Source organism: Streptomyces sp. NPDC002742 (assembly GCF_042888885.1).
GTDB lineage: Bacteria > Actinomycetota > Actinomycetes > Streptomycetales > Streptomycetaceae > Streptomyces.
This window is the reverse complement of record NZ_JBIAQF010000020.1, coordinates 125,682-146,571: the sequence shown is the minus strand read 5'-3', so window position 1 is coordinate 146,571 and position 20,890 is coordinate 125,682. Positions and strand designations below refer to the sequence as shown.

Sequence of the window (20,890 nt, the reverse complement as noted above, 5' to 3'; positions counted from 1 at the left end):
CTCGCCCAGATACCGTACCGACCAGTAACCACGCCGGCCGGTGACCGGATCGACCGGCGATCAGACCGCAGTCCAGGAGGCTCCATGCCGCAGCTCGAAGTCGACGGCGCCACGCTGACGTACGACGACGAAGGCCCCCGTGACGGCGACGGCGTGCCCCTGGTGTTCATCCACGGCTGGACGGCCGACCGGCACCGCTGGGACCACCAGGCGGACCACTTCGCCCGGAAGCGGCGGGTCGTACGGCTGGACCTGCGTGGGCACGGGGACAGCGACGGGTCGGGACGGCGGACCGTGGCGGAGCTGGCCGTCGACGTTCTCGCCGTCCTCGACCACCTGGAGCTCGAGCGGTTCGTCCTCGTCGGCCACTCGATGGGCGGGATGATCGCGCAGACCCTGACGCTCGACCACCCCGAGCGGGTCGAGCGGCTGGTGCTGGTGAGCTCGATCAGCAGGATGACGTACAGCCGGGGGAGGGGTCTGCTGATGGCGGTCTCGACCCTGGTGCCGTTCAAGCTGTTCGTGGCCGCCAACATCCAGCGGGCCTTCGCCCCGGGCTACCCGCGCGAGAAGATCCGCGAGTACGTCCGGGCCTCGGCGGACACGCCCAGGGAAGTGGTCATGACGTGCTACGGCGCCATGCGGTCCTTCGATGTCTTCGACCGGCTGGGGGAGATCCGGACTCCCACCCTCCTCGTCCACGGCTACCACGACATCCAACTGCCGGTCTCGCAGATGCTGCGGATGGCGAAGGCCTACCCGGACGCCGTGGTGCGGATCTTGGACGCCGGCCACGAACTGCCCGTGGAGAAGCCGGCGGAACTCACGGCCGTGGTCGACCGGTTCGTGACCGACCAGCCGTAGCCGGGCCTGAAGCCGGGGGCCCGCCGAGCAGGCCCCCGGCCCGCGAGAACCCCCGTGCGGCTCGCGCCCCACGCGTCACCCGCACGGGGCCGGGCGGCCCCGATACCGCGCTCCGGTCCGGGACCGGTGCTCCGCTCCGCCAGGGTGACCGGCTTCGTCCACGCGACACGGCACCACCACGGCGCGGAGTACAGGGAAGGGTGGGAAAGTGGTCGGCATGTGCGGTCGCTACGCCTCCACCCGCAGCCCTCAGGACCTGGTCCAGTTGTTCCAGGTCACCGACTGGCGTGCCGAAGAGGCTCTCGCGCCGAACTGGAACGTCGCCCCGACCGACAACGTATGGGCCGTCCTTGAGCGCGTTCCCCGCGAGAGGGACCATGCCGCGGCGGAACGGGAGCTGCGGCCACTGCGCTGGGGCCTGGTGCCGTCCTGGGCCAAGGACCCGAAGGCCGGTGCACGGATGATCAACGCGCGGGTGGAGACCGTGCACGAGAAACCCGCCTACCGCCGAGCCTTCGCCAAACGCCGCTGCCTGCTTCCGGCCGACGGCTTCTACGAGTGGCAGCAGGTCAAGGACGAGGCCGGCGGCAAGCCCCGCAAGCAGCCGTACTTCATCCACCCCGAAGACGAGCAGGTGATGGCGCTCGCCGGGCTGTACGAGTACTGGCGCAACCCCGAGGTCGAACAGGACGACGACCCCGCCGCCTGGCTGACGACCTGCACCATCGTCACCACCGAGGCCACCGACGCGGCCGGCCGCGTCCACCCCCGCATGCCGCTCGCCCTCACGCCGGACCACTACGACGCCTGGCTCGACCCCCACCACCAGAACACCGACGACCTGCGCGGCCTGCTCACCCAGCCCGCAGACGGTCACCTTGCCGTCCGGCCCGTGTCCCCGGCCGTCAACAACGTCCGCAACAACGGCCCGCACCTGCTGGACGAGCTCCCTCGGTAGGAGTCGGTACGGTCCGGCATGGGCGCGACGAGCCACTCCCGTGTGTGGTCCGCCACCGGCGATCTGCCGCGTATCACCCGAACGGGGCCGGGCAGCCGAGAAGGCTCGGCTGCGGCGACGTACGGGCATGGGCATGGGCCGGGCTCCCGAGGTCGACGCCGGGGTGGTCAACGGGTGCCCCGCGGACCACTCGCCGCAGCAGCGAGCTGTAGCCGACCGGATGAGGGCGCGACAGCCGTCAGGCACCCGCGTCACGTCACCCGGCCGGATACCGCTGAGGGCGAACCCCTCACCAGGTGTGGGCGACGTCGACCACCAGTCGGCCGGAGAGCTGGGACACCCGGAACGGCAGCTGGGCCCGCACACCGAGCCCCACCTGTGTGACTCCCTCGAAGCTGGCCCCGAACTTCGCGTCCCGGAAGGTTCGGTAGCCGGTCAGGTCGACGCCCGGAAGGGGCTGTCCGCCGCGGCCGGGGTAGGTCGCGGAGTGGGTCTCCGGGTCGTAGGCGGGGGCGGACACGATGATCTCGATGATCGCCCCGCCGGTGATCGGGATGCGTATGCCGGACGGGTCCTGGTAGAACGCGTCGACGTAGTGCGCGGTGTACCCGATCGGGTCGGTGCCCGCCGTGGGTACGTCGAAGACCATGCGGTCGTAGCAGTCGTGCTCGCCTGTCCTGATGTCGGTCAGGGACCCGGTGGCGGCGTCGGCCGCGGTCTTCGGAAGGCTGCCCCAGCCGGTCGGGCACGCGACAGCCGTCGTGGCGGCACCCGCCGTGGTCGGCGCTGCGACTCCCACACCCACACTGGCCATCGTGAGGGCGGCCAACATCGCCCCGTATCGTCTTGTGCGCATTTTTTCCCCTTGTTTGCGGCTCTTTTCCCTGTGATGTACGACATGCCGGTCACGGGTTTGGTTGTACGGGTCACCCCGGAATTGGCCTGCGGCCCGAGCGCTCGTCGAGGTGCCGCGTCCGGGGTGCTCGCCCCGCGGACTCCTCACGGGCAGCCGACCCCGGTTGCCCGTCGAGGACACTGGGCGGGCGACGGCCTCCGCGGGTCGTCATCAGTGCCGACCGCGCTCTTACAACTGTGGCGCCGTGCCCGACTCCGCACGGACACAGCGCCACACTCGGCGATCAGAAGGCCGGGTCACCGCCTCCCAAGAGGCGTACAGGGCAAGTGAGTCGTGCCGACCTCCGCTGAACTCCCAGCGCTCCTGGGGGCTTCGCTACTCGTCGATCGCCGCACCGAACCGCCCATGGGCCACCGGTGCCCCGAGGCTCGCCCCGGCGTAGGTCCACGAACCCTTGGCGGCCAACCCCGACGACGAGGCAGGAACGACCCATACGACGCCGTCGTCGGAGTTCTCACCCGGCGCCGAGGCCAGCAGACCGAACAGGCCGTCCTTGTCAGCGTCGATCAGCCGCACCTGGCCGCCCCAGCGGTCCGAGGCCTCCGCGACGCCGGGAACGCCGGCAGAGTTCTGGTCGAAGCTGCGTGCGCCGGTCGCTGTCAGGCCGCCCGGTGCGCCGCGCAGTGTCCAGACCGCACCGGCATCGGACACGGAGCCCACGTCCTCGCCGGGCGCGCCGATCGCGAGGTCCGGGCGGCCGTCGCCGTCGGTGTCACCCGATGACAGCTCGGAGCCCCACCGGTCGCCCGCCTCGGCTGTGCCGGGGACGCCGGGGGAGTCCTGCGTCCACGTCTGCGCCGGGGTCGGGTCGAGGCCGGAGAGGTCGCCCCGGCCCAGGTAGACGGAGACCGATCCACCGACGGGCGAGCCGACGCCCGTGTCGCCGATGGCCAGGTCGTCCTGCCCGTCGTGGTCGAAGTCGCTGGAGACGACCGCGGGACCGCCTTCGAACGTGCCGCCGTCCCCCAATTCCTCGACGCCGGGCGCGCCGTGCAGCACCCGGGTGGCGCCTGTGCCGGGCCGGTCTCCGGTGGTCACACCGGAGACGGCCAGGTCGGCCCATGAGTCCTCGTTGTAGTTGCCGTGGCTGAGACTCCGGAAGGCGAAGCCCGTCGCCGTGGGACCCAGGTCCCGGGCCCGGAGTCCGGTGTCCATCGCCTTCAGTTGCCGGGCGGCCGCCTCCGGTGCGGCGGTGAAGAACAGCAGTGTGTCGTTCTCCAGGAGGGCGATGCTGTCGCGCGGGTCGGCGTCCGGGGCTGCCGGGTCCGGCGCGAAGTACCGGGCCGCTTCGACGGCCAGGCCGAAGTCCGCGCCGGCCCGCAGCCCGTCGGGATCCTGCAGCCAGGTGCTGTCGGTCCCGTGCAGCCCGCTCGGCGAGCCCCAGAAGACGATGGCGCCGCCCGCGTCGGAGAGTCCGGCCAGATCTTCGCCGGGGATGCCGACGATCGCGTCGTCGTAACCGTCGTTGTCCAGGTCACCCGAGGCCACGGCGCTGCCGAAGCCGTCGCCTGCCTCGGCGGCACCCGGGACGCCGGAGGTGCTCTGGTGAAGGACGCTCTTCCTGGTCGTGCTGAGACCACTTGACGAGCTGTACTGCACGGTGACGTAGCCGGCGGCCTCGGCTCCGCTCACCGTGGCGGCCGGGGCGCCGATCAGCACGTCGTCGAACCCGTTGCCGTCGTAGTCGCAGTTGTGCTGCTGCCAGCCGATGGACGGAAAGGGCACAACGGCCTGCGCCGCAGGGGCCGTCATGATCGTGCCGCCGCCGAGGGTCAGGAGTACGGCGGCCGTCAGGGCCGCTCTTCTGATGTGACGCACCGGAGAGATCCTCCTTCGTTTCTGGATCGGCCTACGGGGTCCTGCTCGGCCGAAGTGCCCTGCCGTGCCTCGCCGTTGGCCGGGGAACTGCAGGGCACCTGCGGCGCCCCGCGCTCCTCACTCAGAAGACATCTCAAGTTTGTACGGGGTTGTAGTCCACCTCCGACGGTCTCGGCCTGGGGAGCTGATGCGGTCCAGCGCCAGTTGAGCGCAGGCCTTGACCAACAGGCCGTCGCAGGAAGGACCTTCAGCCTTCGCTGTCCTTTGTCGGGATCAAGTGTGGGGCGCGGGCACCGAGTATGCCGAGGACCTCGCGCGAGGCCTGTCCGTGGAGCTCTGCGAAGAAGTCCCGGTCGATCCTGTCCTGTTGGGCCCAGATACCGGCGAGCGACTCCGCGCAGAGCTGGGCCAGCACGCTGCTGAAGTCCTCGGCACGGATGGTCCGGATCAGGCACGACTCGACGAGCGGGCCGGGGAAGTCCTCCATGTACATCGCCGCGTCGTACTGTTCGTCCTCGCGTGCCGTGGGGTCGTCGAGGATTCCCACGAGGAGGACCGCGCGTTCCTCGGGCGAGATGTCAGCCCGGCTCTCCAGCGGGTTCTCATCTGTGGTGCGGGACCGCCCGTTTCGGAACAACCCCTCCAGCCAGGTCCTCATTCGCAACAGATCCTCGATCCCGTCCACAACGCGCCGATTGCCGACCACGCCACGGGGGCAACGCTCGCGGGGTCGCTGACCGTCGGGCCGACCGACTCGCCGACAAAGCCGGCCTCCGCCCCGATTTCGGTACCCCAGAGGCTTGCGTCGACGACGCCACCCACCAGGCCGGCACTGCCGTGGACGGTCGTCCGGGTCCTGCTGCGGCAGCCACATCCTAGACGCGCGGGCAACGGTCGCAGCGATCAGGGATCAGGGATCGGCGATCAGCGCTGCACCCCCGACCCGGCACGCGGGACGCCTTCGACGTTTCACCCACCGGGACCGGGCGCGTTCCTCCCGTGTGAGCCGTACCCGGACGAGCGAGCGACGGATCCGGGCGGTCATTCCGATGGGCCAGGTCCGCAATGTGATGCGACCTGGTCTGCGTGACGTTCGGATTGTGCGACGTTGCGTGGGAGCGCAAAAAATTGCGCAACTTGCGTGAACTTGCATTGTGGGGGTGCGAGGTCTGGATCGGCGCGCGCGGGCGCTGACGCCAGCAGAACTCGACGGCGGCGACACCTGACCCGCAAGGGACGGCGTGCGGCTTTCGGTGTGAGGCATAAGGAGATTGACCCCGGAGGGAGGGTGCTGCGGGGCTGCCCCGCTGACTTGCCTTGGCGCTTCGGGCCTCGCGCGTGGACCGGTTCATGGGTCTGCCGACTCCGCGCGCCAGGTTCTCGGTGCTGAGGCGCGGCTGTTGATCGTGAAACTTGCGGCGTCCTGGCCGTAGACGTCCTCGCAGTGCTCTGCAATATTGCGATGAAACAATGCAAGAACCTGCGCACCATCCCTCTTTCGGGGATCGCGCATGTCTGTACCGACAGCCTTCCCGTTCAGCCCGTTCAGCCCGTTCAGTCGTACCGCGCCATCGCTCTGCCCAGGAACGAGCCGACCTCGCCGCCCCCTCCGGCGCGCGAACCTCCGCAGGGAGTGAACCCCGTATGACTCCACACAAGCCGAGATCCTGGAGACGCGGCGCCGTGACCGCCGCGCTCGCCTCCACCGTCATGGTCCTGGGCCTGCCCGCCGTCGGCGCCCAGGCCGCCGGTGGTCCCAACGCCGCCGCGGACACCGCCACCAAGGCCGGCAGCGTCAGCGGCGCGCATACGGCCGCCGAGATCACCGACGGAGACGCCGGCACCTATTGGCAGGCCGGAAAGAAGTCGGCCCAGTGGGTGCAGACCGATCTCGGGCGGACCGAGCGCGTCCGCCAAGTCGTACTGCGACTGCCCGAGCACTGGCAGACCCGCACCCAGTCCCTGGCGCTTCAGGGCAGCGCCGACGGGAAGAGCTTCGCCACCCTCAAGTCGTCGGCGCAGTACGTCTTCAGCCCCGGCAACGGAAACACGGTGAAGGTCTCCTTCCCCGCGACCCTCGCCCGGTACGTACGGGCGGACTTCAGCCACAACTCGGTCGCCGCTACTGCTCAGCTCGCCGAGATGCAGGTCCTCACGACCGCCGCCTCGACCCCCAACCTCGCCCAGGGCAAGCCCTTCAGCGAGAGCGGGCACGCCGACGTGTACGGCGCGGCCAACGCCGGCGACGGCAACCGGGCCACCTACTGGGAGAGCAAGAACAACGCCTTCCCGCAGTGGCTCCAGGTCGACCTCGGATCATCGGTCAAGGTGAACCAGGTGGCGCTGCGGCTGCCCGGCGGATGGCCGAGCCGCAGCCAGACGCTGAAGGTCCAGGGCTCGACCGACAACCAGAACTTCACGGACCTGACGGCCTCGCAGGCGTACACCTTCGACAGCGGCGACGACCAGTCGGCGACCATCGCCCTCGACACGACCACGACGCGATACGTGCGGGTGCTGTTCACCGCCAACACCGGCTGGCCCGCGGGGCAGTTGTCCGAGCTGGAAGTCTACGGGCCGGCCACCGGCGACACCCAGGCGCCGACCGCGCCGTCCAACCTCGCCTTGACCGAGCCGGCCACCGGGCAGATCAAGCTGACCTGGAACGCGGCGAGCGACGACACTGCCGTGACCGGTTACGACATCTACGCGGGCGGCCAACTCCGGGCGAGCGTCGCGGGGAACGTTCTGACGTACACCGACACACAGCCGGCCGGCAGTGAAATCACGTACTTCGTGCGGGCCAAGGACGCGGCGGGCAACGTCTCCTCCAACAGCAACAGCGTCACCCGCCCGGGATCGGGCGGAGACACCCAGGCACCCACGGCGCCCGGCAACCTCGCCTACACGCAGTCCGGCAGCGACGTGAAGCTCACCTGGCAGGCTTCCAGCGACAACGTCAAGGTCACCGGCTACGACGTCTACGCCGACAACCAACTCGTCACGTCCGTGGCGGGTGACGTCACGACGTACACCGACAGCCCGTCGGCGACGGCCACGGTCACCTACTACGTGAAGGCGAAGGACGCCGCGGGCAACGTGTCGGTCGCGAGCAACAGCGTCACCCGGACCGGCTCGACCGGTTCGGGATCCGACCTCGCCCAGGGCAAGCCGGTCGAGGCGTCCTCCTACACCTTCACCTATGTCGCGGCCAACGCCAACGACGGCCAGATCGGCACCTATTGGGAGAGCGGAGGTGGCGCCTACCCGGCCACCCTCACCACCAAACTGGGTGCCAACGCCGACCTGCGCCAGGTCGTCGTCAAGCTCAACCCGGACGCCGCCTGGTCGACCCGTACCCAGAACATCCAGGTGCTCGGCCGCGACCAGGACGCGACGGCCTTCACCAGCCTCGCGGCGGCGAAGGACTACACGTTCAACCCGTCCAGTGGCAACAGCGTGACCATCCCTGTCTCCGGCTCCGCCGCCGACATCCAGCTCAAGGTCACTTCCAACTCCGGCGCCCCGGGCGCGCAGGTCGCCGAGCTCCAGGTGATCGGCACTCCGGCCGCCAACCCCGACCTCAAGGTCACCGGCATCACCAACACGCCCGCGGCGCCTGTCGAGTCGGACGCCATCAGTCTGACCGCGACCGTCACCAACAGCGGGAGCAAGGCGGCCAAGGCCACCGACCTCAACTTCACACTCGGCGGGACAAAGTCGGCCACGGCGGACGTCCCGGCGCTCGCGGCCGGTGAGACGAAGACGGTCACCACGAGCATCGGAGCCCGGGACGCGGGCAGTTACCCGGTCGGGGCCGAGGTGGACCCGTCGAACAAGGTGATCGAGCAGAACGAGGCGAACAACACCTTCACCCGCTCCGACGCCCTCGTCGTCAAGCCCGTCTCCAGCTCCGACCTCCTCGCCGCACCGGTCTCCTGGACCCCCTCCAGCGCGTCGGCGGGCGACGAGGTCACGTTCACCGTCGCGATCAAGAACCAGGGGACGGTGGCGTCGGCCTCCGGCGCCCACGGTGTCACGCTGACGATCCAGGACTCAACGGGCGCTACGGTCAAGACGCTCAGCGGCTCCTACGCCGGCGCCATCGCCGTGGGCCAGACGACCGCACCGGTCGGTCTCGGTTCATGGACGGCCGTCAACGGCAAGTACACCGTGAGGACGGTCATCGCCGACGACACCAACGAACTGCCCGTCAAGCGGGCCAACAACACGACCACGCACGCCCTGTTCGTCGGCCGGGGCGCCGACATGCCGTACGACATGTACGAGGCCGAGGACGGCACCCTCGGTGCCGGCGCCAAGGTGGTCGGCCCCAACCGGACCATCGGTGACATCGCCGGCGAGGCGAGCGGACGCAGGGCGGTGGCCCTCAACGGGACCGGGCAGTACGTCGAATGGACCACCCGCGCCGCGACCAACACCCTGGTGACCCGCTTCTCGATCCCGGACGGCACCGACACGACGCTCGACGTGTACGTGGACGGCCAGTTCCTCAAGGCGATCGACCTCACCTCGAAGTACGCCTGGCTCTACGGCAACGAGACCGCGCCCGGAAACTCGCCCGGCTCCGGCGCCCCTCGCCACATCTACGACGAGGCGAGCCTGCTCCTCGGCAGGACCGTACCGGCCGGCTCCAGGATCAGGCTCCAGAAGGACGCGGCCAACTCCTCCACCTACGCCATCGACTTCATCAACACCGAGCAGGCGACGGCGATCGCGAACCCGGACCCGGCCGCCTACACGGTTCCGACGGGCTTCGGCCACCAGGACGTGCAGAACGCCCTGGACAAGGTCCGCATGGACACCACGGGCCAACTGGTGGGCGTCTACCTGCCCGCGGGCGACTACGAGACCTCCAGCAAGTTCCAGGTCTACGGCAAGGCGGTCAAGGTGGTCGGAGCCGGGCCCTGGTTCACCCGCTTCCACGCCCCCGCCTCGCAGGAGAACACCGACGTCGGCTTCCGCGCCGAGGCGAGCGCCAAGGGCTCGACCTTCTCCGGCTTCACCTACCTCGGCAACTACACGTCCCGGATCGACGGACCGGGCAAGGTGTTCGACTTCTCCAACGTCTCCGACATCACCATCGACAACATCTGGGTCGAGCACATGGTGTGCCTCTACTGGGGCGCCAACACCGACAACATGACCATCAAGAACGCCCGCATCCGTGACACCTTCGCCGACGGCATCAACATGACCAACGGCTCCACGGACAACCATGTCGTCAACGATGACGCCCGTGCCACCGGGGACGACAGCTTCGCCCTCTTCTCGGCGATCGACGCCGGAGGCGCCGACGAGAAGAACAACCTCTACGAGAACCTGACATCGACGCTCACCTGGCGGGCGGCCGGGATCGCCGTCTACGGCGGCTACAACAACACCTTCCGCAACCTCCGCGTCGCCGACACCCTGGTCTACTCCGGCGTCACCATCTCCTCGCTGGACTTCGGCTACCCGATGAACGGCTTCGGGACCGAGCCCACGACGATCGAGAACGTGTCCCTGGAGAGGACCGGCGGACACTTCTGGGGCTCGCAGGTCTTCCCCGCCATCTGGGCGTTCTCCGCCTCCAAGGTCTTCCAGGGCATCAGGGTGAACGACGTGGACATCGACGACTCCACCTACGGAGGCGTCATGTTCCAGACCAACTACTCCGGTGGCCAGCCCCAGTTCCCGGTGAAGGACACGATCTTCACCGACATCTCCATCACCAACTCCAAGAAGAGCGGAGACGCCTTCGACGCCAAGTCAGGATTCGGCATCTGGGCCAACGAACTGCCGGAGCCCGGTCAGGGCCCTGCTGTGGGCGAGGCCACCTTCCGTAACCTGCGGATGAGTGGCAATGCCCAGGACATCCGCAACACGACCAGTACGTTCAAGATCAATATCGAGTAGGGTGCCGGACGGGCACTGAACGGCACGGGGCCGCCCTCGCGGAGGGCGGCCCCGCGCTGTCGTGTCCGCGCCGCCGTGATGCGAACCGCCGTCGCCCGTCCCGGGATGCCTCCGGGACGGGCGACGGCGGTGATCGGTGTCTCCCGCGGTGCTACTTCGTGAGCGGCGAGAGCTTGGGGTCGTTGGCGTAGGCCTCGGCCGCGTTCTCCTTCGTCACGATGACGGGCGGGAGGAGGTACGACGGGACGACCTTGGCGCCGTTGTCGTACGACTTGGTGTCGTTGATGGTCGGCTTGCCGCCCTTCTGCAGGGACTTGACCATGTTGATGGTCTCGGCGACGAGCTTGCGGGTGTCCTTGTTGATGGTCGAGTACTGCTCACCGGCCATGATCGACTTGACCGACTCGACCTCGGAGTCCTGGCCGGTGACGACCGGGACCGGCTTGCCCGCGCCCTTCACCGAGGTGAGGATCGCGCGGGCCAGGGTGTCGTTCGGGGACAGGACACCGTCGAGGGTCTTCTTGCCGCCGTAGGCCGAGGTCAGCAGCGAGTCCATGCGCTGTTGGGCGTTCTCGGCCTTCCAGCCCTGGGTCGCGGTCTGCTTGATGTCGGTCTGCTTGGAGCCGACAACGATGTCGCCCTTGTCGATGAGAGGCTTGAGTACCTGCATCGCTCCGTCGAAGAACACCTTCGAGTTGTTGTCGTCCGGAGAGCCGGAGAACAGTTCGATCGTCCACGGACCCTTGGGCTTCTTGGCCTTCATACCGTCGATGAGGGCCTGGCCCTGGAGCTCGCCGACCTTGAAGTTGTCGTAGGCGATGTAGTAGTCGACGTCCTTGGTGTTGGTGATCAGGCGGTCGTAGGCGATGACGGTGGCGCCGGCCTGCTTGGCCTGCGAGACCTGGGTGGAGAGCTGCGAGGCGTCGGTCGCGCCGATCACGATGACCTTCGCGCCCTTGGTGACCATGGAGGAGATCTGCGCCTGCTGGTCGGCGACGGTGGTCGAGGCGCCCGCGTACTGGACGTCGCCCTTGAATCCCGCGTCCTTCAGACCGTTGGTGAACAGGTCGCCGGCGAGCACCCAGTTCTCCGAGGTCTTGGCCGGCAGGGCGACGCCGATCAGGGCGTCCTTCGCGAAGCCCTTGCCGTCGGCGCCGGCGGTGGAACCCTCGCGGTGGTTGGAGCAGGCCGTACCCAGGGTGAGCAGGGCAGCCGCGCCGACGGCGGCGATGCTTCTGATGACGAGTGAGCGCATGGTGGAGTCGAACCCTTCGTATGGTGCTGGTGGAGTCGTGCCGTGCCGTCGAGTGCGGCGATGGCGGTGCGGTGGGACACCGCCGGACCGTGTGCCCAAGACCGGTCGTACCGGAGTGGGGAACCGGGCACCCGGTGGTCAGGAGACCGGGTGCCCGGTCGTCGGGGAAGGCGGAACGATCGCGGCCACAGGGATCCGGCCGCCGGAGGCTGCGGGCGTCAGCCCGCGACCTTGGCCTTGTCGGCGTCGGAGGCCGGGGAAGGCGGCGCTTTCGGCGTGGACGGATCGTCGTCCCGCCGGAACGGACGCATCAGCGCCCCGAGGATGGAGAAGCGTCCCTGGCTCTTGTTGTAGACGTCGAAGGCGACGGCGAGGAGCAGGACGAGTCCCTTGATCATCTGGACCAGGTCCGAGCCGACACCCTCCAGTTGGAGGCCGTTGTTGAGCAGGGCCATCACCAGTCCGCCGACGATCGAGCCGCTGACGGTGCCGAGGCCGCCGGAGACCGCCGCGCCACCGATGAACACCGCGGCGATGGCGTCCAGTTCCCAGCTCAGTCCGTCCTGGGGGCCGGAGGCCGCGGACCGCGCCACGAAGATCATGCCTGCCAGCGCGGCCAGCACGGACATGTTCATCATGACGAAGAAGTTGACCCGCTTGAGCTTCACGCCCGACAGTTCGGCCGCCCGCGCGTTGCCGCCGACGGCGTAGATGTGCCGGCCGCCGATGGTGTTGCGGGTGTAGTACGAGTACGCGAGGACCAGGACGATCAGGATGATGCCGGAGATCGGCAGGCTGGTGCCGATCCGGCCGCCCGCGAAGCGGAGTGCGGCGAAGACGATGACACCGATCAGGACGGCCAGCCGGATGCCCATGACCCACATCGGCGCCACGTCGGCCTTCATCTCACGGCGGGTCTGGCGAGCCTTGAACTCACGCCACACCACGCCCGCGCAGGCGGCCACCCCGAGCAGCAGCGTCAGGTTGTTGTATCCGGTGTCCGGACCCACCTCGGGAAGGAAGCCGGCGCCGATCTTGCGGAAGCCCTCGGGCACCGGAACCGTGTCCGCGTTGCCGATGTACTGGTTGCCGCCGCGGAACAGCAGCATCCCGGCGAGGGTCACGATGAAGGCCGGTATGCCGATGTAGGCGACCCAGAAGCCCTGCCACGCGCCGATCGCCGCGCCGACGAGCAGGCCGAGCAGTATGCCGAGCGGCCAGGGGAGCGAGTACTCCTGCATCGTCTTGGCGACGACGATGCCGGTGAACGCGGCGACGGAGCCGACCGACAGGTCGATGTGCCCGGCGACGATCACCATCAGCATCCCGATGGCCAGGATCAGGATGTACGAGTACTGGCTGACGACCGCGATGAGGTTGCCGGAGGTGAGCGTCAGTCCGTCGGTCCAGATCTGGAACAGCAGGACGATCGCCACCAGGGTGGAGATCATGCCGAACTGGCGGGCGTTGGAGGTCGTACCTCCGAAGAGGTTCTTCTGCAGGTCTGTTATACGGCTCATGGAGTCGGGCTCTTCTTGGTAGCGGTCATCTGCTTCATCAGGAGTTCCGGGTCGGCGTCGTCACGCGCCACGTCGCCGGTGATGGTGCCCTCGAACACCGTGTAGATGCGGTCGCACAGGCCGATCAGCTCGGGCAGCTCGGAGGAGATGACGACGACCCCCTTGCCCTGGGCGACGAGCCGCTGGATGATCCCGTAGATCTCGAACTTGGCGCCCACGTCGATGCCGCGGGTCGGCTCGTCGAGGATCAGCAGGTCGGGGTCGGTGAACATCCACTTCGCCAGGACGACCTTCTGCTGGTTGCCGCCGGAGAGCTTGACGACACCCTCGTCGACGCCGGGGGTCTTGATCCTCAGGCTCTGGCGGTACTCCTCGGCGACTTGGTGCTCGCGCACCGGGTCGATGACGCTGCGCCGGGCGATCTTCGACAGCTTGGCGGCCACCATCGAGGTCTTGATGTCGTCCAGCAGGTTCAGGCCGATCGACTTGCGGTCCTCGCTGACGTAGGCCAGCCCGTGGCGGATCGCGTCCGCCACCGTCTTCAGCTGGACCTCCTCGCCGTCCTTGAAGGTGCGCCCCGACAGCCAGGTGCCGTAGGAGCGGCCGAAGAGGCTCATCGCGAGTTCGGTGCGGCCGGCGCCCATGAGGCCCGCGAAGCCCACGATCTCGCCGCGGCGGACGTGGAACGTCGAGCCCTTGCACACCAGCCGTTCGTCCGAGCTCGGGTGCCGCACCGTCCAGTCGCAGACCTCGAAGAAGACCTCGCCGATGTCGGGCGTGCGGTCGGGGAAGCGGCTGTCGAGCGCCCGGCCGACCATGCCCCGCACGATGCGGTCCTCGTTGACGCCGTCGGCCTGGACGTCGAGGCTCTCGATGGTGCGGCCGTCGCGCAGGATCGTGATGGTGTCGGCGATCGCCGCGATCTCGTTCAGCTTGTGCGAGATGATGATCGAGGTGATGCCCCGCTCGCGGAAACCGCGCAGCAGGTCGAGCAGGTGCTGGGAGTCGTCCTCGTTCAGGGCCGCGGTCGGCTCGTCGAGGATCAGCAGCTTCACGTCCTTCGCGAACGCCTTGGCGATCTCGACGAGTTGCTGCTTGCCGACGCCGATGTCCTTGATCAGGGTGTCGGGGTCCTCGCGGAGCCCGACCTGTTCCATCAGCTCCAGGGCCCGGCGTTGGGCCGTCTTCCAGTCGATCGAGCCGCGTCGGCGCGGCTCGTTGCCGAGGAAGAGGTTCTCGGTGATCGACATTCCCGGCACCAGGGCGAGCTCCTGGTGGATGATCACGATGCCGGCCTGTTCGCTGGCCCGGATGTCGTGGAACCGGACCTGCTCACCCCGGTAGACGATGTCGCCGGTGTAGCTGCCGTGCGGGTGGACGCCGCTCAGCACCTTCATGAGCGTGGACTTGCCGGCGCCGTTCTCGCCGCAGATCGCGTGGATCTCGCCTTGCCGCACGGCGAGGTCCACGTCGGCGAGCGCGGTGACGCCGGGGAAGGTCTTGGTGATCGACCGCATCTCCAGCAGGGTCGAGGCGGTGGCGGTCATGAGCGGCGCTCCCCGCCGCCGGAGACGCGCCTGGGCGTCTCCGGGCCGAGCCGCCCGCGGCATTGCATGGACATCAACTTGCCTCCGGTGGCACAGGTCCGTGCCCTCGCGTCCGGGATGTTTCATCTGCGGCCGGACACTAAATCCATTTGTTTTACTAAGTCAATGGGCCGGGGAAGATATGTTGTCGGGGCATCGAGAGAGGACCGTGCGTGCGGCAGTCAGGAACGAACCTTCCCAAGGTCGGGCGATACAACCGGGCAGTCGTCCTGGACCAGATCCAGCTCGCCGACGGCATCAGCCGTGTCGAGATCGCCCAGTACACCGGTCTGACCCCGCAGACCGTCTCGGGCATCGTGCGCCGGCTCATCGAGGAAGGCATCATCCGGGAGGACGGCGAGAGCAAGGGAGCGGCCGGAGGGAAACCTCGTACCACCCTCAGGGTGAACGCCGACGCGGGCTGTGCCGTCGGCCTCCACTTCGACCCGGTGGAGCTGAGCTGCACAGTGGTCGACCTGCTCGGCCGGCCCCTGGTCGTCAAGAAGCGCCCGGCCCGCCACGTCACCGATCCGGCCGAGGTCGTGAAGGACATGGCCGAACTGGTCGCCGACGTGCTCGCCGAGACGGGTGTCGACCGGGACAAGGTACTGGGGATCGGTCTCGCCACTCCCGGGCCCATCGACCTCGAACACGGCGTGATCGTCGGCGCGCCGCAACTCACCAACTGGACCCGGGTACCGGTCCAGCACATGCTCAGCGAGACGACCGGCCTGCCGGTGACCCTCGACAACGACGCCACCGCCGCCGCGATCGGCGAGCGCTGGTCGGGAGCCGGCAGGGGAGTGGCGGACTTCGCCTACTTCTTCTTCGGCACCGGAATCGGCGGCGGTCTCATCCTCAACCACCAGGTGTACCGCGGTGGTTCACGCAACGCGGGCGAGTTCGGCCACTCCTCGGTGCTGCCCGACGGCCCGGAGTGCTACTGCGGCAACCGGGGCTGCCTGGAACGGCTCATCAACCCCACGGCGATCGTCGCCGAGGTGCACCGCAGACTCGCGGCGGGATCGCACCCGGACAGCGCGCTGGCGCGGGTGTTCGCCGAGGACCCCGACGCGATCGACCACGCCGCCATCCGGGTGGCCGCGGCGGCCGGTGACCCGGTCGCCGCCGCGGTCATCGACGAGACCGCGGAGCATGTCGCCTCGGTCGCGGTCGACATCGCGAACTTCCTCGACGTCGACCTGATCGTTCTCGGCGGCCACGGAATCCAGCACGTCGAGTCCCGCTACGTCGCGGTCGTCGCCGCCGCGCTGAAGAGCCGACCGCTGTCCCGGCACATCCGGGTCGTGGAGGTCGAGGCGTCCCCGCTCGGCACGGACGCGGCGGTGGTGGGGAGCGCGGCGCTCGTCCTGCACGCCACGTACTCCCCGCAGTTGTCGGCCCTGGTGGGGGCGGGGGTGACGCCTGGCAGTCAACGGTGACCGAAGTCCGGTTCTGCCCCGGCGGTTCCGCTGTTCGCGCCAGGCGGCACCGACCCGGGTTCGCCACCGGATCCCGGCCGTCAGCCACCGCCGCGTTCTCGCCGCTTCGACTGCCACGGTCCGGTCCTCCGCGCGGGGCCGGTGTGGGCACCGCACCACGCGTGCCGGGGACGCCGAAGCAGGTCAGCCCCTGGTCGCGGCCGATGACACCGGCGTCAGCAGGCCTCGCGCCCGGACGGCGGGAAGGGACAGCGTCCGATAGCCCACGCTCTCGAACAGAACCGTGATCCTGTCCCCGTCCTCGCTCATCACCTCACCCACGCCCCACACGCTGTGCCCCACCCGCGTCCCGGGCGGGAAGGCGCCGTCGGCCGCCACGGTTTCCAGCGGCTCAGGGCCCGTGCCGGACAGGACATCTCCCGTCCGGACAGGGGCCTCCTTCAACTCCTTCGTACGGGTGCATATGTCGCACCCGGCGCAGTCGCCCTCCGCCAAACCCTCACCGAAGTAGCCGAGCAAGTGGCGTCGGCGGCAGCCGTTCGTCTCCGCGTACCCCCGCATCATCTCCACCCGGGAACGCTCCAGGTCGACACGGGCGGAAGCGATCCGCACCGCCTCGCGGACGCAGGCGTCCCGCCGCGCCCCGGGCACGGTCCGAACACCGCCCTCCTTCTCCGCCGTCACGGCGCCCGCCTCCTCCAACAGGTGCAGCATCGACGTCAGCGGCGTCTGGGACAGACCGGTGCGCTCGCGCAGACGAGCCGCCGTGACCGGTCCCGGGTGTTCGCGCACCGCGTCGATGAGCCCGCCCAGCGCCTCCGGGTCGGGGTGAGCGCCCGTCCGGAACCGCTGCACGCCGAGGTCCTCGGGCCGGTACGCGAGGATCGCCGTCGACGGTTCTCCGTCGCGGCCCGCCCGGCCGATCTCCTGGTAGTACGTGTCGAGGGAACCCGGCACCGATGCGTGCAGCACGAAGCGGATGTCCGGCTTGTCGATGCCCATCCCGAACGCGGAGGTGGCGACGACCACGTCGAGTTCGCCGCCCCGGAAGCGGTCGTGTGTCCGGGAACGCTCAGCCGCCGACAGCCCCGCGTGGTAGGCGGCGCTGTCGAATCCGAGCGCCGACAGTTCCCGCGCGTACTCCTCGGCCTCGCGCCGGGTTCCCGCGTAGACGATGCCCGGCTTGGCCTCGGCCGCGGCGCGTTCCACCACCCATCTGCGCTTCCCCGCGTTCTCCCGGTGCCGTACGACCTCCAGCGTGATGTTGCGGCGGTCGAATCCCGCGACCACCTCGTGCGCCCCGTGCATGCCGAGCCGCTCCACGATGTCCGCCCGCACGGGGGCTGCCGCGCTGGCGGTGAGGGCGAGGAGCGGAGGCCGCCCGATGCGTTCGCGCACCAGGCGCAGGGACAGGTAGTCGGGCCGGAAGTCGTATCCCCACGTGGACACGCAGTGCGCCTCGTCGACCACCATCAGCGCCGGACCGGCCGCGGCGATCTGCTCCACCACCTCGTCCTTGGCGAGCTGTTCGGGTGAGACGAACAGAAAGTCCAGGCTGCCCTCACGTACGCGCTCCCACACGGCTTCGTTGTCCCGTGCGCTCTGCGCGGAGTTGACGGCCGAGGCGCCGGATCCCTCGATACGGGAGAGATCGGCGACCTGGTCCCGCTGAAGCGCTATCAGGGGCGAGACCACCACGGTCGGCCCCTCCAGCAGCACACCCGGCACCTGGTACACGGCGGACTTCCCCGCACCGGTCGGCATCACCACGATGGTGTCCCGACCCTCCATCACAGCTGTCATGGCGGCGAGTTGGGACGGACGCAGACTCTCCCAGCCGAACGCCACACGGGCACAGCGGCGCAGGCGTCTTCTGAGTGACCTGGTCCTGAAGTATCCGACCTTGACGCGCATGGCACTCCTGACGCCGTTCTCCAGTGGGGTTCGGCGCCCGTGTACCCCCGACGGGACGAAAAAGCCAACGTCGGCACCATGTGCCGGCGAAGGCCGAACGGCGGACCGGTAGCGCCGGATCACGATCGCGTCATGAGCCATGGGAAAGGAGTTGAGCGAGTCGGCGCCCCGCTGCTACTTTCGTGGTGGATCGTGAAGTCGTCGTATGGCGGTGAGCCCCGTGAACACAGTTACCCGTGGGTGCTCCCTCAACCCGTCACGGTCCGGCGGCTGACGTTCAGTGTCGCCAGGAGCGCCTGAGTTCGAGGCACTCCTGGAGGGAGACTCCGATGAACACGAAGCCTTTCACATCTGGCCTGAGCGAGAACGCGGTGATGATCACGCGCGTCGCGGACAGGCAATGGCATGCACTGGATGACGACCTGGTGGTCGGCCGCGGGCATGCGCAGTACCGGCCCGACGGACGCTTGTTCGTCAGCATCGACGCCTGGCATGACGCCGCATTCGACCGGCTCGCCGAGGCGATGCTGGCGGAACTCCCGGCGCCGCTGTACACGGTGGTCGACGAAGCCGATGTCGAGCTCGCGGCCGGCTGGCGGCGGGCCGGGTTCACGATCCGGCGCCGCGAGTGGGAGTACGTCGTGCGGACCGACCCGCGGATCACAGGGCTCGAAGGAGTCCTGCCGCCTTCGGGCGTGACGATCGTGCCCGCCGGTCAGGCGGACGAGAGTCTGCTGCGGGCGGTGGACCGCGTGATCCGTGACGAAGTCGAGGCGACCCTCGGATGGCAGTCGATGCCCGCGGAGGTGATCCCCCGCCCCGAAGGCGACACCATCGTCGACCCGTCGAAGTACGCGGTGGCCGCGGCGCCGGACCGCTACCTGGGTCTGATCCGTGTGGTGAGGGTGAACAGGCCGCGCATCGGGCTGGTCGCGGTCCGGGCCGGCGAGCAGCGCCGCGGCATCGCACGGGCGCTGCTGGCCCACGCGCTGGGGACGCTGCACCGCTCCGGGGTCGCCGCGGCCTGGACCGAGGTCCACGAGTCCAACCAAGCGGCCTCGGCGCTGTTCGAGGGCATCGGCGCCCGGCCGATGAGCAGCAATCTGGAGCTGGTGCGATGACGAGGAACAAGAACGTCATCGAGGTCGAGGGCAAGGTCGTCGAGTGCCTGCGAAGCGCCATGTTCACCGTGGAGCTCGAGAACGGCCACCAGGTGCTCGCGCACATCAGCGGGAAGATCCGCAAGAACTACATCAAGATCATGCTGGCGGACCGGGTGCTGGTGGAACTCCCGCCGTACGATCTGACGCGTGGCCGGATCGTGTTCCGCCACCGGAACTAGCGCCGGTCCACCACCTCGCGGCCGCTTCGCCGACCGGGACCGGACGGGCGTCAAAGGCGCCGGACGCCGCGTGATCGGGCCCCTGAGACGCAGGTGAGCACGGGTTGCCGTAGAACACATGGAAAGCGGGGCCGCCCGGAGTGTGTCCGGGCGGCCCCGCTTCTCGTATGCGCTGTGCGGTCAGGCGCGGCGGTTCTCGTAGTAGCCGCCGACCTGCTCGTGGTAGCCGGCGTCACCGACGTGCTTGTCCTTGTCGAACTCGGGTGAGTCCTTGATCTGGTCCTTGGTGAGGGCGACGTAGATCTTCCGCTCGGCCTGGTCGACCGTCTTCACGGTCCCGGCCGGCAGCAGGACATGCTTGCCGAAGATCCACACGCCGGTGTCGACGACGAGGTACGAGGAGCTGACGTCGTCCGAGTGCTTGTCGACCTTCCCGATACTGCCGTCGGTCGCCTCGACCTTGAACCCGGTCAGATCGGTGCCCGCGATATGGCCGGCGGTCGGCTGGTAGCCCCAGATGCTGTCACTCATAAAACGGCTCCCTCATCGAAATTCTTCGCCACTCCACAGAAGAACTGCGGAGTCGTACAAGCGTCATCAAAATTCGGTGACGTTTCCTCGGAATGTCGGGTGCCCTGCATCCCGGATGTTACACACGCGCCCTGACGAAATACCTGGTCCGTATTCATCCCGCGCACCCGGGCAACGGAGCGCGGGTGGGCCCGACGCCTTGGCGTCGGGCCCACCCGCGTCAGTGAGTTGTTCCAGACATGTTTACCAGCGGTACCAACGACCACGCTTGCCGCCGTTTGCCGCAGGCCGGATCACGAAGCCGAGGACCCACACGACCAGCACGATGACGGCGATCCACCATAGAGCCTTGAGTGCGAAACCCGCACCGAAGAGGATCAGGGCGAGCAGGAGAACGAGAAGAACAGGAATCATGGTTATCAACCTCCGAGCCGTCGTGTGCCCCGCGAAACGATCTGCACTCCCACGGAACTTAGGTAATTTTTACGGAACTCGGAGTGACCAAAGGCCGGGAGTCGCCTTCCTGGTTTGAGGGAGCAATCAGGGGTGACACGGGAGACGAAATATTTCTCGACGAGGACAGGGTGTGAATGGTTGTGGCTGCGGACGAGAAGGCCCAGGCCAAGGGTGAGCAGGCCAAGGGCAAGGTCAAGAAGGTCGTCGGCGGAGCGGTGGGCGACGAGTCCCTGAAGGCTGAGGGGCATGTCGAAGAATCCAAGGGCGATCTGCGCTCGGCCAAGGAGAAGGCCAAGGACGCCGTCAAGCCCAAGTAGTACCAGCAGCAGTACCAGCGCCACCGATCCCGGCAGCCGCCTTCCCCTTCTG

Annotated in this window: 16 protein-coding genes; 7 read left to right on the top strand and 9 right to left on the bottom strand. The window is 68.6% G+C overall.

From position 1 onward, the window contains the following. Nucleotides 1-84: 84 nt before the first annotated feature. Together ACFYW8_RS31175 and ACFYW8_RS31170 are read left to right on the top strand one after the other, a co-directional pair. The gene (locus tag ACFYW8_RS31175; RefSeq protein WP_389084481.1) at nt 85-864 is read left to right on the top strand and encodes an alpha/beta fold hydrolase; all 780 of its coding nucleotides are present in this window, start codon (nt 85-87) and stop codon (nt 862-864) included. Between the two features lie 217 nt (nt 865-1,081). Next, entirely contained in the window at nt 1,082-1,822 is a 741-nt protein-coding gene (locus ACFYW8_RS31170) for an SOS response-associated peptidase (protein ID WP_389084475.1), read from the top strand. Between the two features lie 289 nt (nt 1,823-2,111). Here the strand turns inward: ACFYW8_RS31170 and ACFYW8_RS31165 are convergent, their stop codons facing one another. The 3 genes from ACFYW8_RS31165 to ACFYW8_RS31155 all read right to left on the bottom strand — a co-directional run bounded on the left by ACFYW8_RS31165 (nt 2,112) and on the right by ACFYW8_RS31155 (nt 5,214). Further along, complete coding sequence (locus ACFYW8_RS31165; RefSeq protein WP_389084469.1) at nt 2,112-2,678, bottom strand: hypothetical protein; 567 nt, start codon at nt 2,676-2,678, stop codon at nt 2,112-2,114. A gap of 375 nt (nt 2,679-3,053) precedes the next feature. Next, complete coding sequence (locus tag ACFYW8_RS31160; RefSeq protein WP_389084464.1) at nt 3,054-4,556, bottom strand: FG-GAP repeat protein; 1,503 nt, start codon at nt 4,554-4,556, stop codon at nt 3,054-3,056. Between the two features lie 247 nt (nt 4,557-4,803). Further along, entirely contained in the window at nt 4,804-5,214 is a 411-nt protein-coding gene (locus ACFYW8_RS31155) for a hypothetical protein (RefSeq protein WP_389084459.1), read from the bottom strand. Between the two features lie 986 nt (nt 5,215-6,200). Here ACFYW8_RS31155 and ACFYW8_RS31150 point away from each other — a divergent pair. Continuing rightward, nucleotides 6,201-10,475, top strand: a complete 4,275-nt coding sequence (locus ACFYW8_RS31150) for a discoidin domain-containing protein (RefSeq protein ID WP_389084451.1) — start codon at nt 6,201-6,203, stop codon at nt 10,473-10,475. A gap of 151 nt (nt 10,476-10,626) precedes the next feature. Here ACFYW8_RS31150 and ACFYW8_RS31145 read toward each other — a convergent pair whose 3' ends face one another. The 3 genes from ACFYW8_RS31145 to mmsA form a co-directional block, all read right to left on the bottom strand. Beyond that, entirely contained in the window at nt 10,627-11,730 is a 1,104-nt protein-coding gene (locus ACFYW8_RS31145; protein ID WP_365881080.1) for a sugar-binding protein, read from the bottom strand. A 218-nt stretch (nt 11,731-11,948) separates the two neighbouring features. After that, nucleotides 11,949-13,250, bottom strand: coding sequence for a multiple monosaccharide ABC transporter permease (gene mmsB / locus ACFYW8_RS31140; protein WP_365881082.1), 1,302 nt, complete (start codon nt 13,248-13,250; stop codon nt 11,949-11,951). Continuing rightward, complete coding sequence (mmsA, locus tag ACFYW8_RS31135; protein WP_389084445.1) at nt 13,247-14,797, bottom strand: multiple monosaccharide ABC transporter ATP-binding protein; 1,551 nt, start codon at nt 14,795-14,797, stop codon at nt 13,247-13,249. The genes mmsB and mmsA overlap by 4 nt, the downstream gene beginning before the upstream one ends. Before the next feature lie 212 nt (nt 14,798-15,009). On the opposite strand from mmsA, the gene ACFYW8_RS31130 reads away from it, so the two are divergent. Beyond that, on the top strand, nt 15,010-16,278 hold the full coding sequence (locus tag ACFYW8_RS31130) for an ROK family transcriptional regulator (RefSeq protein ID WP_389084440.1): 1,269 nt from the start codon (nt 15,010-15,012) through the stop codon (nt 16,276-16,278). Nucleotides 16,279-16,461: 183 nt separating this feature from the next. Here the strand turns inward: ACFYW8_RS31130 and ACFYW8_RS31125 are convergent, their stop codons facing one another. Further along, complete coding sequence (locus ACFYW8_RS31125; protein ID WP_389084435.1) at nt 16,462-18,192, bottom strand: RecQ family ATP-dependent DNA helicase; 1,731 nt, start codon at nt 18,190-18,192, stop codon at nt 16,462-16,464. Nucleotides 18,193-18,521: 329 nt separating this feature from the next. Here ACFYW8_RS31125 and ACFYW8_RS31120 point away from each other — a divergent pair, with 329 nt between their 5' ends. Both ACFYW8_RS31120 and infA read left to right on the top strand, forming a co-directional pair. Further along, a complete protein-coding gene (locus tag ACFYW8_RS31120) occupies nt 18,522-19,313 on the top strand; it encodes a GNAT family N-acetyltransferase (protein ID WP_389084429.1) in 792 nt (263 codons plus the stop codon). Next, a complete protein-coding gene (gene infA / locus ACFYW8_RS31115; protein WP_389084426.1) occupies nt 19,310-19,534 on the top strand; it encodes a translation initiation factor IF-1 in 225 nt (74 codons plus the stop codon). The genes ACFYW8_RS31120 and infA overlap by 4 nt, the downstream gene beginning before the upstream one ends. Nucleotides 19,535-19,714: 180 nt before the next feature. Here infA and ACFYW8_RS31110 read toward each other — a convergent pair whose 3' ends face one another. Beyond that, the gene (locus tag ACFYW8_RS31110; protein WP_365881094.1) at nt 19,715-20,065 is read right to left on the bottom strand and encodes a PRC-barrel domain-containing protein; all 351 of its coding nucleotides are present in this window, start codon (nt 20,063-20,065) and stop codon (nt 19,715-19,717) included. A gap of 243 nt (nt 20,066-20,308) precedes the next feature. Then, a complete protein-coding gene (locus ACFYW8_RS31105; RefSeq protein WP_389084418.1) occupies nt 20,309-20,479 on the bottom strand; it encodes a hydrophobic protein in 171 nt (56 codons plus the stop codon). A 182-nt stretch (nt 20,480-20,661) separates the two neighbouring features. Between ACFYW8_RS31105 and ACFYW8_RS31100 the strand changes: the two genes are divergently transcribed. Then, complete coding sequence (locus tag ACFYW8_RS31100; RefSeq protein WP_365881134.1) at nt 20,662-20,838, top strand: CsbD family protein; 177 nt, start codon at nt 20,662-20,664, stop codon at nt 20,836-20,838. The last annotated feature ends 52 nt before the right edge of the window (nt 20,839-20,890 follow it).

Excerpts from the sequence above, each read along its gene's own strand:
- ACFYW8_RS31170 (WP_389084475.1), top strand. The coding sequence starts at position 1,082 with ATGTGCGGTCGCTACGCCTCCACCCGCAGCCCTCAGGACCTGGTCCAG.
- ACFYW8_RS31110 (WP_365881094.1), bottom strand. The coding sequence starts at position 20,065 with ATGAGTGACAGCATCTGGGGCTACCAGCCGACCGCCGGCCATATCGCG.
- infA (WP_389084426.1), top strand. The coding sequence starts at position 19,310 with ATGACGAGGAACAAGAACGTCATCGAGGTCGAGGGCAAGGTCGTCGAG.
- mmsA (WP_389084445.1), bottom strand. The coding sequence starts at position 14,797 with ATGACCGCCACCGCCTCGACCCTGCTGGAGATGCGGTCGATCACCAAG.
- ACFYW8_RS31105 (WP_389084418.1), bottom strand. The coding sequence starts at position 20,479 with ATGATTCCTGTTCTTCTCGTTCTCCTGCTCGCCCTGATCCTCTTCGGT.
- ACFYW8_RS31125 (WP_389084435.1), bottom strand. The coding sequence starts at position 18,192 with ATGCGCGTCAAGGTCGGATACTTCAGGACCAGGTCACTCAGAAGACGC.
- ACFYW8_RS31145 (WP_365881080.1), bottom strand. The coding sequence starts at position 11,730 with ATGCGCTCACTCGTCATCAGAAGCATCGCCGCCGTCGGCGCGGCTGCC.
- ACFYW8_RS31165 (WP_389084469.1), bottom strand. The coding sequence starts at position 2,678 with ATGCGCACAAGACGATACGGGGCGATGTTGGCCGCCCTCACGATGGCC.
- mmsB (WP_365881082.1), bottom strand. The coding sequence starts at position 13,250 with ATGAGCCGTATAACAGACCTGCAGAAGAACCTCTTCGGAGGTACGACC.
- ACFYW8_RS31175 (WP_389084481.1), top strand. The coding sequence starts at position 85 with ATGCCGCAGCTCGAAGTCGACGGCGCCACGCTGACGTACGACGACGAA.
- ACFYW8_RS31155 (WP_389084459.1), bottom strand. The coding sequence starts at position 5,214 with ATGAGGACCTGGCTGGAGGGGTTGTTCCGAAACGGGCGGTCCCGCACC.
- ACFYW8_RS31120 (WP_389084429.1), top strand. The coding sequence starts at position 18,522 with ATGAACACGAAGCCTTTCACATCTGGCCTGAGCGAGAACGCGGTGATG.
- ACFYW8_RS31150 (WP_389084451.1), top strand. The coding sequence starts at position 6,201 with ATGACTCCACACAAGCCGAGATCCTGGAGACGCGGCGCCGTGACCGCC.